The organism is Periweissella cryptocerci, from assembly GCF_004358325.1.
Classification (GTDB): domain Bacteria; phylum Bacillota; class Bacilli; order Lactobacillales; family Lactobacillaceae; genus Periweissella; species Periweissella cryptocerci.
On sequence record NZ_CP037940.1, the window covers coordinates 1,971,779 to 1,986,408 of the forward strand.

The window sequence follows — 14,630 nt, forward strand, 5'->3', positions numbered from 1 at the left end:
TCTTGGTCGGTTCAGATAAGCTGGGAGTCTAGGGGATAAATCCCCAAGACTCCTCATCTCATCCTCAGCGGAAATATGTGCTTCACACATATTCCCCCAGTCGCGGTGTAAAGGCTGCGCCCGCCAAGCAATTTGCCGGCACTCCGTTAGTTCGGAATAATGCTCAAACTAGCGGAAATAGTTACCAAACACAAGCGACAGTAGCTTGGAATAAATATGACCAAAACTATTAGGCAGAGCCTCACAGTAGATGAGTGCTCTGCTTTTTTGCTCTATTTCGTCTGACGTGGGATTTATAAAATGTGATGAGATGTATGCTGCCACTAAACTTGCAGCGACAAGGATTACGGCATATTACTAGTCAGACTGCCTATGCAAATTAACGAAGAGGCTGGAAACAGGCTGGACTTTAGCTCGCACCGTGATGGCATAATCAGTAACGGGGTTCGTTACTGATTATGGATTTGTGAAGATGGTTACCGCGGTAGCGAACCAATCTTCGCAAACATTTGAAGACCGCACTGTGGCTTCAAATGCTTGTCTTCCATCACGGTGTCCAGACTGGTTCCGGCCTCGTAGTGGGAATCAATCTGAGACACATATCCAAATTCCACGCTAGAAAAATGTTAGCCAAAACTATTAAGCAGAGCCCATATTGGATGGTGCTCTGTTTTTTGTTTTCAGGCTAATTAGAGTTTGGCGTGTGGCATTGTTGACAAGTGTGCGTATAATAGAAGTAACAACTAAGTGAAATACGCGGAGGTATTATCATGAAACCAGCAAACACAAAGATTAAGACAACGCATCATCATCACAACGGACATTGCCCAATGCATCATGGTCATCCACATATGGGGATGGGGATGCACCAAATGGTACCCGTTTTGCCAACACCAGAAGAATTGGCTAAGTATGAAGAATTGGTACCTGGTTCAGCTAAACGCTTAGTAGCGACTTACTTAGATGGTAAGAAGGCTGCTCGCAAAGAAAGCCGTCGTCGCCGTGAAGCGCACGTTGCCGTGGCATTGATTTCGATTGCTGCAACAACTGTCGTGGTCGGGTCAGCGGTTTTGGCGGTTCAAGATGTAGCTACTAAGATCATCGACTATAAGAATAACTAAGCAAAAGACTAACCTGCTAATTTTACATAATTAGTGGATTAGTCTTTTTTGTGAATAATGATGTAAACGCTTGCAAGATGTGCCTTTTTTCTTTAACATTGTAAGTATAAACAAATTAAAGTGAGGTAAAGTTATGAACTATAAGAATATTCTTGTCGGGGTTGATGGTTCACATCAATCTGAGGAAGCCTTTGAAAAAGCCGTCGCAACTGCTAAACGTAATGATGGTAAGTTGATTATTGCCAGTGTTTTGAATTCAGAAAAGTACGTTGGCATGGGGATGGGCTTAGGTAAAGCTTACATTAATGAAACTGTTGAAGAAGAATTATTGAATGATTTAAAAATCGTTGCCGGTAAGTTGAAAGATAAAGCAGTGGCTGAAGGTTTGACGAACGTAGTCGTTGACGTGTCAGCTGGTAACTCAAAAGTTGCTTTGTCAGAAGGCTTGGTTGATAAGTATGGCGTTGATTTAGTTGTGATTGGTGCCACGGGTACTAATTTTGTCTCACGGATGTTAATGGGCTCAAATGCGCAATACGTTGTCCAACATGGGACAGTCGATACATTAGTTGTTCGGACAAATGCTGACGGTCGCCAATTATCTAGCAAAGCTTAATCACTATTTAATACCGCCAATAGTGAAAATTAGAATATCAAAAAGCCAATAACGGGTGTTGTTGGCTTTTTCATTTGGAAATTTTTGTTATAATGCAAAGTAACATTGGAAAATGAAAGATAGGTGAATAGGATGAAAATTGCAATTGCTGGGTTTGGTGCGATGGGAGCACGGTTTGCGACAAAACTACAAGCTGCTGGTAACGAAGTAATCGGGATTGATCAATGGCAAGCACACATTGATGCGATTAATGAATTTGGTTTAAAAGTCGCTAATGATGCCGATGAAATTGAAACATTCCAAATTCCAATCTATCGACCTGAAGTATTGATTGATGAAGAATTTGATTTAATTATCTTGTTTACTAAAGCAATGCAACTGGACACGATGCTAACGGGAATCCAACCATTGATTACCGCTAAGACACGGTTACTTGTACTTTCAAATGGTGTTGGTAACGTTGAAATTATGCAACAACATGTGACGGATGACCAAATTTTGGCGGGTGTGACAATGTGGACTTCCGGGTTAGTGCGTCCAGGCATGATTAAAGTCACGGGATCGGGCTCAATCCGCCTCCAAGCAATTGGGACGGCACCGATTGATGATATCATCACAGTTTTGAACGGGGCTGGCTTAAATGTAACGGCGTCAACCGATGTATTGACTGATATTTGGCGCAAAGCAGGGGTGAACTCAGTCTTTAATCCACTATCAGTTTTACTAGATGCAAATATCGCAGAGTTTGGCATTATGCAAAACGGCATGGACCTAGCCCAACAAATCCTCAATGAAATCAAGGCAGTTGGACAGGCTGAAGGGATTAAAGTTGATGTACCAGGAATTATGGCAGTCGTCAAAAACACCATGGCTCCAGAAAACGCGGGTGCGCACTACCCATCAATGTACCAAGATTTGCACCAAGGTCGTTTAACGGAAATTGATTTCTTGAACGGTTATTTTGCAAATCTAGGCACTAAGCACGGTATGGAATTACCAGTTAATCGCTTAATTACGGAAATGATCCATGCACGTGAAGATTTAGTAGCTAAATAATAGTGAACAGCTTCCGCGAATCAAGATTACTATAAAAACATCAAAAGGGAAGCGGACATAACTTGTCCTGCCTCCAAAAATAAGGGTTCGCTTTACTCTAGTGTGGGATTGTCGTTTGTGTACATTTCAACCATCGAATTGGGGCTGGAACATAGCTTTGTCAGGCTTGTGGTTGGCAACTATTTTCGCTAGTTTGAGCATTATGCCTAACTAACGAAGTGGCGGTAAATTACTTGGCGGGCGCAGCCTTTACACCGCGATTGGGGGTGTGCAACACATGTCGCCGCTGAGGATGAGATGAGGAGTCTAGGGAAGTTATTCCCGTAGAGTCCCAGCTTATCCGAGTTTGCCAAGACCGCACTTCGGCTTGGCAATGCGCTTCCAGCGTGGTGCGCCAAGTAATTTACTGTTACGTAGTGGCCAATTTTATGAAAGCCCACATCAGACGGAATAGAGCCAAAATAAGCCTGATTTCTCCTTGTGGCAAGGTAGAAATCAGGCTTATTAACGTGTGGTCAGGTCGTGGAAAAACCGTTGGTCACACTTGTTTATCTGCATATTAATCGCGATACTTAGCTAATTCTTCATCAATCATGGCAAGCACGAGTTGTTGATTTTCAGGATCTTCAAGATCGTACTTTTGTAAGTCAATCTTGAGCTTAGGTGAGACGTCATAGGCATCAAACCATTCCTTGTAAGCTGTCCACATCTTGAAGTAGTAATCTTGTAATTGTTGATTATCTTCAAATTGTTCGTAGTCCCGACCACGTTTTTTGATGCGGTACAAAATTGTAGCAAAGTCAGTTTCAGCATAGACCATCAAGTCTGGTGCTTTCTTTGGCATTTGTTGTAATTCATTCATCATGTTATTTAACAAAGTCATGTAAACATCTAATTCAGTATCTGAAATGTTACCTTCTTTGTTGTTTTCTTGGGTGAAAAGCGCATCTTCGTAGATAGAACGGTCTAAGACGTTGTTGTCATCTGCGAGGGCAGCTTTAATCATACCAAAACGCTTGTTCAGGAAGTAAATTTGTAATAAAAATCCATATTGCTTGGGATCGCCATAGTAAAGTGGCAAAACCGGATTGTCACCAACTGGTTCGTAAAAAGCCTTTGTCCCCATGTGGTCTGCAATCAAACTTGTAAGTGTTGTCTTACCAACACCAATCATACCTGCTGTAATAATCACCATAATGCCCTACCTTATCTCCTGAAATAACTCTATATATTGTAGCCGAAATTTGGCTCAACTACAATATAATGCGGTTGGAAATTAAAGATAGTTGTACAACTGTAAAAGGTTTGAATTATTCTTGAAGCTTAGCGAGTAATTGTGAACGTTTCATGCAACCTTAGTGAAATGAACGTATTTGTCAATTTAATGTTATATAATTAAATAGTGATAATAAGAAAGATGGAGACAAAAGATGAAAGAAACTGACGATTTTCGTAACTTGCAAAAAGTACGAGAAATTGAAAGGAGTCTTTCGGAGGGAATTAAAAACTTAGAACCAACTGCAGTTAATTCGGGTATTTTAGCTGCACAAATTATTGAAAACATTCAAAACTTACCAATTAGTCAAGAGGCTGATGTTTTAACGTTGATTCAAGGGATTCAATGTTTAACAGATGCCAATCAATTAGATTTTGATAGCGCAATTTCAATGCTTGAAATGTTAATTTCGTTAGTGGATAAGGCATTGAAGGAACGTTACCAAATTCAAAATAAGATTGAACGGTATTTAGCAAGTATTCCGGTAGTCGTTGATAATCAACCAGATATCGCTGCCGCACGCAATCGGTTACGTAAAGAGTTAACTGATGGCTCAATTGTTAATTTAGAAGTGGCATTTGCCAACTTAAAAGAGGCATGTTCAGTGTCATTGGCTAACTTTGAATTTGAGCGCTCAAATGCGACGGAAGTAATTGCAACGGCTAAAAAAGGAATTGTGAATAATGAAAGTGCCGTTCAAGTGGCATTGGAAAATTTAGAAAATTACTTAGTAAAAAATGATTTAGAATTTAATCAATTGCATGAGTTGCAAAAAAACTTACAGCAAACAGTGCAAAGTGCTTTGCAAGAGCGGCAAAACGTATTGCAATTAGTTGATGAATATCGGGTGCCATTGGCATTGTATGAAAATAAGAATATTCAATTTGCTCAAAATCGCTTAGACAAGTTAGTAATTGACGGAACTAACGCTGAAATTCTGGCAAGTTTAGAAGCGCTTAAATTGGCCGTTGAGTTGATTGCTGAGGATAGTAGTCGTGTTCGTACGCGGGCAGAAGAGTTACTGCAAGCAGCGAATCGGAATCATTTGGTATTGAATGACTGGCAATGGCAGCAAGTCGTCGCCTTACACCGTGTGTTAAATGATAAATCAGCCCGAATTGAAGAGTTGCGCTCACATTATAATCAGGTGGATACATTTGTTGACGGTGTGCAATTTGACTTGGAAGCGTGCGACAAGGAGCTCGCAATCTTACAAAAGAGTGTGCAAGTGGCCGTTGATCGTGGTGAATTAATGACGGTTATAGTGCGCCGAATGCTAAAGGTTGTCAAATTCTTACACCGCATGGAAAAAAATGCAGCGATGAAAGAAGCATTCATTAACGTTGGTACGGCGAAAACGGAAGTCGAAGCACATGCTGATCAAATTCAGCTGTTAGCGACACGGACGAATAAATTAACACAGCAAGCGATTCAACTGAATTATCGTGGTGATGAAGAAGGAGCAATGCAGTACTTAGTGCGCGCACAAGAACAAGTTGCCCGTTGTACTCGTTTAGTACGAGAAGCAACTTGGACACTTAACGGCGCCGTCTATGCAGTCTTATTGGCTGAGTATAGTACGACCGAGGCAGTATTTAATGAAGCGCTACAATTAGTTGATAATGATCCAATTCGACTTGAACGACAAAGTTATTTAGTTGGCGAGACGGATTGGCCCGTTGCGACTTGCACCAAGTCAAAAATTGCGAACGGCGTTGGTAACTTACACCATGAGTCATTACCAGACTTATGGGAACAGTTAGGTTTGGACGAAGTAGTCCCAATGCTTGAAACAATGATTTATGGTGATCCAAAGAAAATTTTAGTATCATAAAAAAGTTAGCATAAAAATGGCGAATAAAAAGAGCTTAACCGAACGTGAAAACGCGTGGTTAAGCTCTTTTTAGCCTGAAATTCTAAAATGTATCAAGCGGGGAGGATTACAGACCAGTAACTGTCTTAATCCGTGTCATGGCCTTCTTCAAGGCAACTTCAGCCCGTTTTTGGTCAAATTCGTCATTGCTCAAGCGTGATTCAGCCCGTTCTTTGGCAGCTTGTGCCCGGACTAAATCAATTTTATCTTGGTCTTCAGAAGTTTGTGCAACAATGATTGCAGCTGAGTCTTTGAATTCCAAGACACCGTCATTAACGAAAACTTGTTTAATTGAGTAATCAGCGAATGTTAGTCGCATAACCTCAATTCCTAAAACTGCGATGACTGGAACGTGGTTGGCCATTACCGTTTCATAACCTGCTGAAGTCCCAAAAGTAAGCATCCGAACAGAGCTGTACGTTTGGTTAACACCATCAGGAGTGGTTAATGACACTGTGATTGTGTTCATGATCATTTCCTCCAGTTATTATTCTTTGTAATTATATCATAAATGTTATTAAACCGGCTTTTTCTGGCACAATTAAAGCAAAAAATACTCTGGAATTAGGTTAGCGGATTCTTTCCACTCCGTAAAATTTTTTCGTTTGGCCACCATGGTTCCGCAAGCTGCGCGAGTCTCACTCAGTTTGCGGAGCGAGTTGCACTATCTCCACAAATCCAGCAATCTAAGCTCCGTTAAAATTACGGCCACTGAACCGAACCTCACAAGACCGCACTTTGGCTTGGGAGGCTGCTTCCAGCGTGGTGCGCCAAGCAATTTCCAGGCACACAGTGGAGCAATACACAGTAACATAAAAAAGCGCCAACGTTATAAACGTCAGCACTATTTTCATTTGTTAAATTAAAGTGAACGACGGTAATTCATCAATTCGTGGCTAATTTCTGCAGTTGCAGCGTAAGCCTTCTTGTAGATGTTGTGCACAGTTTCGTATTGAGCGGCACGTGCTGGGTCTGGCAAGTATTCCTTACCAAATGAGATGAATGACGCAGCAGCATCTTGAACAGTATCAAACCAGCCAAGACCAACAGCAGCAATCATTGCAGCACCCATACCAGGGCCTTGTTCGTTCTTCAATGAGACAACCTTCTTGTTGAAGATGTCGGCTTGAATTTGTAACCAGAGCGGTGACTTAGCACCACCACCGATTGAAACAACCGTATCAAAGTCAGCACCAACTTCATCGTAGATATCAAAGATGTCTTTGAATGAGAAGATAATACCTTCCAAGATTGAACGGACAAAGTCTGACTTCTTGTGTGTATCATCAACACCCAAGAATGAACCACGAATGTCACCATCGGCATAAGGAGTTCGTTCACCAACGATGTATGGTGTGAAAATCAAACCATTAGCACCAACTGTTGATTCGGCAGCTGATGAAACCATTTCAGTAAAGTCATCGTTAGCAGCAAAAGTGTGCTTGTACCAGTTAAGTGAGTGACCAGCGGCCAACGTAACACCCATTGAGTAGAACTTGTTTGGAATTGCGTGGTTGAAGAAGTGTAAACGACCGTTGTAATCAACGTTTGAGTTATCTTCGTACTTCAACACAACACCAGAAGTCCCAATTGATGACATCACCATGTTAGGTTGCAAGATACCAGAACCAATCGCACCAGCAGCGTTATCAGCAGCACCACCAAATACCTTAGTAGCAGTAGTCAAACCTGAGAACAATGCGTAACTATCAGAAATGTTACCAGCCAAGTCAATTGATTCAATCAATTCTGGGAAGAATGATGCATCAAGATCAAAGGCTTCTTGAACTTCTTTAGACCAAGTCTTGTTAGCAACGTCAAGTGCAACTGTACCAGCAGCATCTGAGTATTCCATTGCCAATTGACCAGTCATGCGGTAACGAACGTAGTCTTTAGGGAGTACGAAAGTCTTTGCTTGTGAGAAGATTTCTGGTTCGTTTTCTTTAACCCAGAGAATCTTAGGAAGGGTGAAACCTTCAAGCGCAACGTTACGCGTAACGTTGATGAATTCTTGACCCATCTTTTCAGCAATTTCTTTAGTTTGTGGCGTCGTACGAGTATCGTTCCACAAGATTGCTGGACGGAGAACTTGGTTTTTGTCATCCAAGAGCACCAAACCGTGCATTTGACCTGAGAATGAGATACCTTCGATTTCTTCAGGCTTCAAGCCATCTTTAAGAATCAAACGAACGATTGAAACAGTCGTTGCTGAAACCCAGTCTTCAGGGTTTTGTTCTGAATAACCTGGCTTGGGGTGTGACAAATCATAGTCGAAGCTTTGTTGGGCAACAATGTTACCTTCGCGATCAACGGCAGAAACCTTAACGGCTGAAGTCCCGAGATCGACACCGAGTACATAACTCATGGCATAATCCTCTTTTTTATATTTTTTAGTAGTGGTTAAATTCATGTTAATTGTAAGAAAAAAGGAGCGGAAAGCATAGCTTTCCACTCCTTTAGAGTATTGAATAACTAATTACTTACCAAGAACTGAGAAGATGTAGTTGTTCAAAGTTGCCTTAAGGCGTTCGAGGTGACCAGACTTAGTAGTTGCAAGAATTTCTGCATCAGTCTTACCAAGTACGTAGTTTTCGAAGTCAACAAGAGTTAACTTGCCTGCTTCGAAGTCAGCACCGATACCTGAGTCAAATGATGAGTAACGGTCTTCGATAACATCGTCGAATACGCGGTCTTCAATCAACTTAGCAGCAACCTTCAAACCAGCGGCGTAAGTATCCATACCAGCCATGTGGGCGTAGAACAAGTCTTCAACTTCGAATGATTGACGACGAACCTTTGAATCAAAGTTCAAACCACCGGTAGGAAGACCACCGTTCTTAAGGAATTCGTACATAACAAGAGTAGTTTCGTAGATGTCAGTAGGGAATTCATCGATATCCCAACCAATCAACTTGTCACCCATGTTGGCGTCAAGTGAACCGAGCATACCAGCTTCACGAGCTACGCGAACTTCGTGTTCGTAAGTGTGACCAGCCAAGTAAGCGTGGTTACCTTCAAGGTTAAGCTTGAAATCGTCTTCCAAGTTGTATTCCTTAAGGAAAGCAATAGTAGTAGCTGAATCAGCATCGTATTGGTGAGTAGTTGGTTCCTTTGGCTTAGGTTCAAGCAAGAATTGACCAGTGTAACCAATTTCGTTAGCGTAATCTTTAGCCAAACGGAAGAAAGCAGCGATGTGCTTTTGTTCACGCTTCATGTCAGTGTTCAAGATTGAGTCGTAACCTTCACGACCGCCCCAGAAGACGTATGATTGTGAACCAAGACGCTTAGCAATTTCAAGTGAGTGTTTGATTTGGGCTGCTGAGTAAGCAAATACGTCAGCAAATGGAGTAGTAGCACCACCAGCAACGAAACGTGGGTTAGTGAAGAGTGAAGCAGTGTTCCAAAGAAGCTTCTTACCAGTTTCTTGCATCTTTTCTTCGATCTTGTCGATAACACGATCCAAGTTTTCGTTAGTTTCTTTAAGTGATGAACCTTCAGGAGCAAGGTCACGATCGTGGAAGGCGAAGTATTCAACACCAAGCTTGTCCATAAATTCGAACATGTAGTCTACCTTAACCAATGCTTGTTCCATTGGGTCAGTAACATTATCCCAAGGACGGAGTGCAGTACCGTCACCGAATGGGTCAGTCAAGCGTTGGTCCATAGTGTGCCAGTAGGCAACTGAGAACTTCAACCATTCCTTCATAGGCTTGCCAGCAACAAGTTCGTCGGCGTTGTAGAAGTTGAAGCCTTTACCGGCGTTCAATTCTGAGTTACCAAGGTATTGAACCTTTTCGAAATCAAATAAAGACATTTGATGTTCCTCCATATATTGTGTGAGTTATTTTATGATTGCTAAGTTAGCTCGTTGAGTAGATTAGTCTAACCAACCAACTAACTAGCTTATGTGAATACTTTACCGTCATTATTCATGAAATGCAAGCCTTTTCTTAAACTTAGTTCAGTCACACACAATGAAAAATCATGAAAACGGTTACTGTCGTGCGTTCAGTGGGTTTTCATGAGATAAAATTAATTGTGATCTTAGCGGATTGTCAAAGAAAAAGCGTTTTTATTGGTGGTGGCGCGGTTATAGATAAGCACGTGAAAACAACTTATTAAACGCAACCGTTAAATTTGTTAAGTAGTGCAAGGCACCATGTTTGGATGATAGCGGTTATTGAATAATACGCTGTGTATGAAAGTTATGCGACGATGCATTAACTTAATGCGGAAAACAGTAACGAGGCGGGATGAGTTTGGGCTCCTCTCATTTTGGGAAAGATTCGCTGCCAAACAAAAATTTTTCAAATGAAAAAAGCGAATTTGTATTTGGAAAACAAATAGTTGGATGAAATTACGTTATATAAAGGAAAGAAAAATAATCGCGCGAGTTATGTGGATGTTCAGTGTCGAAAATAATGCATAAAAATTCACAAATTCGATGATTGAATTAAGTGCAAGTTTAGATGGTCAATGTGCCTGTAAAGGTTGATAACAATGGGTTCTTGGTGAAAAAATGAGTGCAAAGAACACAAATGTAAGCAATTACAAAAGAATTGTTAAATTCATAATTTTTTCACAACTGGTTGGTTGCTTTAAACAATTAACCATGATATTATATTTCATATCGCGAATGGTAACGGTTTCAAAAGCTTGTTAAGCTTTGAATTAAGTTACTAATTCAACAAATACTTATATCATTTATTTTATTCTCCAGGAAAGAGGAATTTATATTATGGACGCACAAGTTCAAAAAAATGATGAATTTGCTAAGTTAACAACCTGGGACCGGATGAGTTATGGTTTTGGTGATTTCGCCCAAAACTTGATCTTCGGGACTGTTGGTGGTTTCCTTGCATTTTATCTGATTAACATTAACGGTATCTCAGCTGCAATTGGTGGAACGATTTTCTTAATCGTCCGTTGGATTAATGTCATTTGGGATCCATGGGTTGGTACTGTAGTTGATAAGGCTAAGCCTACCGCCGCTGGTAAATATCGTCCATTCATTATGCGATTTGGTATTCCATTGGTTATCTTAGCTGCGTTGCTCTTCTTGCCAGTTGGTTCTGTATTGGGCCAAGGTACTGTTGCAACAATCGCTTATGCGTTCGTTTCATACATGGCAACTGCCATGATTTACTCATTCGTTAACATTCCATATGGTGCCTTGAATGCATCATTGACACGTGACGAAGGTGAAATTAACAAGTTGACTTCAACACGGATGATGCTTGCTAACACTGGTAATCTCTTGGTTTACACATTGTTCCCATTGTTCGTTCAAATGGCAACTTCATATGACAACAAATCAACTGATACTGGATTCTTCGGTCTTAAGTTGAACATGGGTGATTACTCTAATCCAAAGGCCGCTGGCGCTTGGTTTATGGTCTTCGGGATTTACATGGTACTTGGTGCGATTTTGTTATTCTTCACTTACAAGGGTACTAAAGAACGTGTCCTTCCTTCTGAAGAATCAGTTGAACAAGTTAAGTACACTGATTTGTTTGCTGAATTTGCTCGTAACAAGGCACTCCGTGTGCTTGGTTTGTTCTTCCTTATCGGATTTACATTCATGTTCTTTGGTAACACTGCATGGCCATTCTTCATGCAATACTCATTTGGTGCTAACAACTCACAATCTGCTTTGATGGCATCAATCGGTTTGATTGGTTCTATCCCAGGTATCGCACTTGTTTCATTATGGCCAATGCTTCGTAAGACTTTGGGTAAGAAGGGTTTCTTCTACACATTCCTTACGATCTTCATCATTGGTACACTCTTGCTTTGGGCATGGTCAATGGATTACTCAAACATTTGGTTGGGTTACATCGGTCGTTTCCTTATGCAATGGGGTCTTACTTCTGCTACTGGTTTCATGTGGGCATTGGTTCCTGAAGTTGTTTCATACGGTGAATACACTTCTGGTAAGCGGGTTGCTGGTATCATTAACGCCATCATGGGTCTGTTCTTCAAGATTGGTTTGGCATTAGGTGGTATCATCCCACTTTACATCATGTCACTTACTCACTTTAGCGCTAAGTTAAAGGAACAAACTGCAAGTGGTTTACTTGGTATTCAAATTTCAATGATTTGGTTGCCAATTGCCTTTGCAATCATCGCAATGGTTATTATCAGCCGTTACCCATTAACGGATGCATATGTTGCTAAGATGAATGCTGACTTGAAGGTTGGTAAGCACGCTAACGATTAATGTTAAATAATCAATAGATCTCGCAATTGCGAGGTCTATTTTTTTACGCAAAATCACGCTGAAAGCTCTTGTGAAAAAGGCATTAAACTCGGCAAATTAGGCACAAAGTGATTTCTTTTGGATTAATTTGCTAAAGCTAGTTGCGTCAAACAACTAACAGTGTTATATTATATTTATCAACTAATTGTTACCGCTTACAAAGCAAGCTCATCTTGTCACTTGCGGCGGTCATAATTACATAAAGAAAGGTCAATAACATGCAAATTCAAAACCCTGTTTTACCTGGTTTTAACGCGGATCCATCAATCATCCGCGTTGAAGACACTTACTACATCGCTAACTCAACTTTCGAATGGTTCCCTGGCGTTCAAATCCACTCATCAAAGGATTTGGTTCACTGGAACTTGATCACACACCCATTGTCTAACACTACTTTGTTAGACATGAAGGGTAACCCAGCCTCAGGTGGTATCTGGGCACCTGACTTGTCATACGCTGATGGCAAGTTCTGGTTGATTTACACTGACGTTAAGATTACTGATGGTGCCTTCAAGGACATGACTAACTACTTGACGACTGCTGAAGATATCATGGGCCCATGGTCAGAACCAATCAAGATGAACGGTGTTGGTTTTGATGCCTCATTGTTCCACGATGATGATGGCCGCAAGTACTTGATCCAACAAACTTGGGATCACCGCGAATACAAGCACCCATTTGATGGTTTGACTTTGACTGAATACAATGTTAAAGAAGAACGTTTGATGCCAGAAACTGCCCGTACTGTATGGCGTGGTACTGATGTTAAGCTTGTTGAAGGTCCTCACATCTACAAGATGAACGGCTTCTACTACATCTTCGCTGCTGAAGGTGGTACTGTGTTTACCCACCAAGAAGTTGTTGCGCGTTCTAAGTCATTGGATGCTGATTCATTTGAAGTGCAACCTGGTGAAGTCTTCTTGACTAACTTCGACACTCCATACAGCTACTTACAAAAGCAAGGTCACGGTGCCCTTGTTGAAACTCCAGGTGGTGAATTCTACTACGCATCATTGACTGGTCGTCCATGGAACCACGAAAACGAATCAGTTACTGACCCACGTGGTTGGTCAACGCTTGGTCGTGAAACTGCTATTCAAAAGGTTGAATGGGATGAAGAAGGCTGGCCACACATCGTTGGCGGCCACGGTGGTCAACAATTCGTTGATGCACCTAAGGATGCCATCTTGACGGAAGCACCAGCTGACCACTCACAACACTCAGACTTTGATACTCCAGAAATGGACATCAACTTCAACACGTTGCGTGTGCCATTTGATAACAAGATGGGTGAAATCAAGGACGGTTCATTGTTCTTGAAGGGTCAAGGTTCATTGGCTAACCAATTCGACTTATCATTGATTGCTCGTCGTTGGCAAGCATTCTACTTTGACGCTACTACTAAGGTTAAGTTTGATGCTAAGTCATACCAAGCAATGGCTGGTTTGACTAACTACTATAACAACAAGCACTTCTCAACAATTTCAATTACTTGGAACGAAGTTAACGGCCACGTGATTGAATTGACTCAAAATGATCGTGATAGCTACACTTCATTCTTAAAGGATGACGCAATCAAGATCCCTGAAGGTACTGAATGGGTTTGGTTCCGCACTAAGGTTCGTAAGGAATCATACACTTACGAATACTCATTTGACGGTACTAACTTCATCGAAATCCCAGTAGTCTTTGACGCAGCCATCCTTTCAGATGATTACGTTAACCAAACTATGGGTGGATTCTTCACAGGTGCCTTTGTTGGTATGTACGCAATGGATTACTCAGGTTATGGCGAAACTGCTGAATTCGACTTCTTTGATTACAAGGAATACGGCGAATTTGCAGACGACGTGAAGTAATTCTGTTAAATTAATGCAATTGAAAATGAAGTGAGACAAAAGGTTTCAGCCTTTTGTCCCACGTTAACAAGCCCGGTTTCTACCTTACTACGATAAGGAGAAATCGGGCTTGTTTTGTTCTGTTTCGTCTGACGTGGAATTGAATAAAATGTGATGAGATGTATGATGCCACTACGTGACTGAAAATCACATTGTGCACCGAAATGGAAGCACATGCCCAAGCCAAAGGGCGGTCTTGGGCAATTCGGGATAGCTGGCAGTCTAATGGCTAAAGCCAAAAGACTGCTCATCTACCCTCAGCGACAAACTCGACACCACGTGTCGAGTTTGTCCCATTTCGGTGTAAAGCCTGCCGGCCACAAAGTGATTTTCAGTCACTCCGCTAGATAAGCGTGGAATTATTGATTACCGCTAAATTTGTAGCAACAAAGATTACGGTATATTACTAGTCAGATTGCATGTTCAAACTAACGAAGAGGCTGAAAACAGGCTGGACTTTAGCTCGCACCGTGATGGCATAATCAGTAACGGGTTTCGTTATTGATTATGGATTTGTGAAGATGGTTAGCG

10 protein-coding genes are annotated in these 14,630 nt (G+C 41.3%); 6 read left to right on the forward strand and 4 right to left on the reverse strand.

Features of this window, described 5'->3' with window-relative positions; all coding sequences use genetic code 11:
* Window positions 1-770: 770 nt before the first annotated feature.
* From EQG49_RS08665 to EQG49_RS08675, 3 genes are all read left to right on the forward strand, one after another.
* A complete protein-coding gene (locus EQG49_RS08665; RefSeq protein WP_133363618.1) occupies window positions 771-1,121 on the forward strand; it encodes a hypothetical protein in 351 nt (116 codons plus the stop codon).
* Window positions 1,122-1,254: 133 nt separating this feature from the next.
* Complete coding sequence (locus EQG49_RS08670; RefSeq protein WP_133363619.1) at window positions 1,255-1,737, forward strand: universal stress protein; 483 nt, start codon at window positions 1,255-1,257, stop codon at window positions 1,735-1,737.
* A 132-nt stretch (window positions 1,738-1,869) separates the two neighbouring features.
* Window positions 1,870-2,793, forward strand: coding sequence for a 2-dehydropantoate 2-reductase (locus EQG49_RS08675; protein WP_133363620.1), 924 nt, complete (start codon window positions 1,870-1,872; stop codon window positions 2,791-2,793).
* A gap of 559 nt (window positions 2,794-3,352) precedes the next feature.
* Here the strand turns inward: EQG49_RS08675 and EQG49_RS08680 are convergent.
* Window positions 3,353-3,988 (reverse strand): deoxynucleoside kinase, encoded by a 636-nt coding sequence (locus tag EQG49_RS08680; RefSeq protein WP_133363621.1) that lies wholly within the window; start codon window positions 3,986-3,988, stop codon window positions 3,353-3,355.
* Window positions 3,989-4,223: 235 nt separating this feature from the next.
* Between EQG49_RS08680 and EQG49_RS08685 the strand changes: the two genes are divergently transcribed.
* Complete coding sequence (locus tag EQG49_RS08685; protein WP_133363622.1) at window positions 4,224-5,903, forward strand: hypothetical protein; 1,680 nt, start codon at window positions 4,224-4,226, stop codon at window positions 5,901-5,903.
* Window positions 5,904-6,009: 106 nt separating this feature from the next.
* Here EQG49_RS08685 and EQG49_RS08690 read toward each other — a convergent pair whose 3' ends face one another.
* The 3 genes from EQG49_RS08690 to xylA all read right to left on the reverse strand — a co-directional run bounded on the left by EQG49_RS08690 (window position 6,010) and on the right by xylA (window position 9,756).
* A complete protein-coding gene (locus EQG49_RS08690; RefSeq protein ID WP_165964846.1) occupies window positions 6,010-6,411 on the reverse strand; it encodes an ATP synthase delta/epsilon chain alpha-helix domain-containing protein in 402 nt (133 codons plus the stop codon).
* A 393-nt stretch (window positions 6,412-6,804) separates the two neighbouring features.
* A complete protein-coding gene (gene xylB, locus EQG49_RS08695; protein ID WP_133363624.1) occupies window positions 6,805-8,307 on the reverse strand; it encodes a xylulokinase in 1,503 nt (500 codons plus the stop codon).
* Window positions 8,308-8,418: 111 nt separating this feature from the next.
* Window positions 8,419-9,756 carry a xylose isomerase gene (gene xylA, locus EQG49_RS08700; protein ID WP_133363625.1) on the reverse strand — a complete coding sequence of 446 codons (1,338 nt, stop codon included), beginning with the start codon at window positions 9,754-9,756 and terminating at the stop codon, window positions 8,419-8,421.
* A 924-nt stretch (window positions 9,757-10,680) separates the two neighbouring features.
* On the opposite strand from xylA, the gene EQG49_RS08705 reads away from it, so the two are divergent.
* Together EQG49_RS08705 and EQG49_RS08710 are read left to right on the forward strand one after the other, a co-directional pair.
* Window positions 10,681-12,162 (forward strand): MFS transporter, encoded by a 1,482-nt coding sequence (locus tag EQG49_RS08705; RefSeq protein WP_133363626.1) that lies wholly within the window; start codon window positions 10,681-10,683, stop codon window positions 12,160-12,162.
* 257 nt (window positions 12,163-12,419) lie between these two features.
* Window positions 12,420-14,060 carry a glycoside hydrolase family 43 protein gene (locus tag EQG49_RS08710; RefSeq protein ID WP_133363627.1) on the forward strand — a complete coding sequence of 547 codons (1,641 nt, stop codon included), beginning with the start codon at window positions 12,420-12,422 and terminating at the stop codon, window positions 14,058-14,060.
* The last annotated feature ends 570 nt before the right edge of the window (window positions 14,061-14,630 follow it).

What these genes read in the sequence shown, in the direction of transcription:
- EQG49_RS08665 (WP_133363618.1), top strand. Translation starts at nt 771, where the DNA reads ATGAAACCAGCAAACACAAAGATTAAGACAACGCATCATCATCACAAC.
- EQG49_RS08670 (WP_133363619.1), top strand. Translation starts at nt 1,255, where the DNA reads ATGAACTATAAGAATATTCTTGTCGGGGTTGATGGTTCACATCAATCT.
- EQG49_RS08675 (WP_133363620.1), top strand. Translation starts at nt 1,870, where the DNA reads ATGAAAATTGCAATTGCTGGGTTTGGTGCGATGGGAGCACGGTTTGCG.
- EQG49_RS08680 (WP_133363621.1), bottom strand. Translation starts at nt 3,988, where the DNA reads ATGGTGATTATTACAGCAGGTATGATTGGTGTTGGTAAGACAACACTT.
- EQG49_RS08685 (WP_133363622.1), top strand. Translation starts at nt 4,224, where the DNA reads ATGAAAGAAACTGACGATTTTCGTAACTTGCAAAAAGTACGAGAAATT.
- EQG49_RS08690 (WP_165964846.1), bottom strand. Translation starts at nt 6,411, where the DNA reads ATGAACACAATCACAGTGTCATTAACCACTCCTGATGGTGTTAACCAA.
- xylB (WP_133363624.1), bottom strand. Translation starts at nt 8,307, where the DNA reads ATGAGTTATGTACTCGGTGTCGATCTCGGGACTTCAGCCGTTAAGGTT.
- xylA (WP_133363625.1), bottom strand. Translation starts at nt 9,756, where the DNA reads ATGTCTTTATTTGATTTCGAAAAGGTTCAATACCTTGGTAACTCAGAA.
- EQG49_RS08705 (WP_133363626.1), top strand. Translation starts at nt 10,681, where the DNA reads ATGGACGCACAAGTTCAAAAAAATGATGAATTTGCTAAGTTAACAACC.
- EQG49_RS08710 (WP_133363627.1), top strand. Translation starts at nt 12,420, where the DNA reads ATGCAAATTCAAAACCCTGTTTTACCTGGTTTTAACGCGGATCCATCA.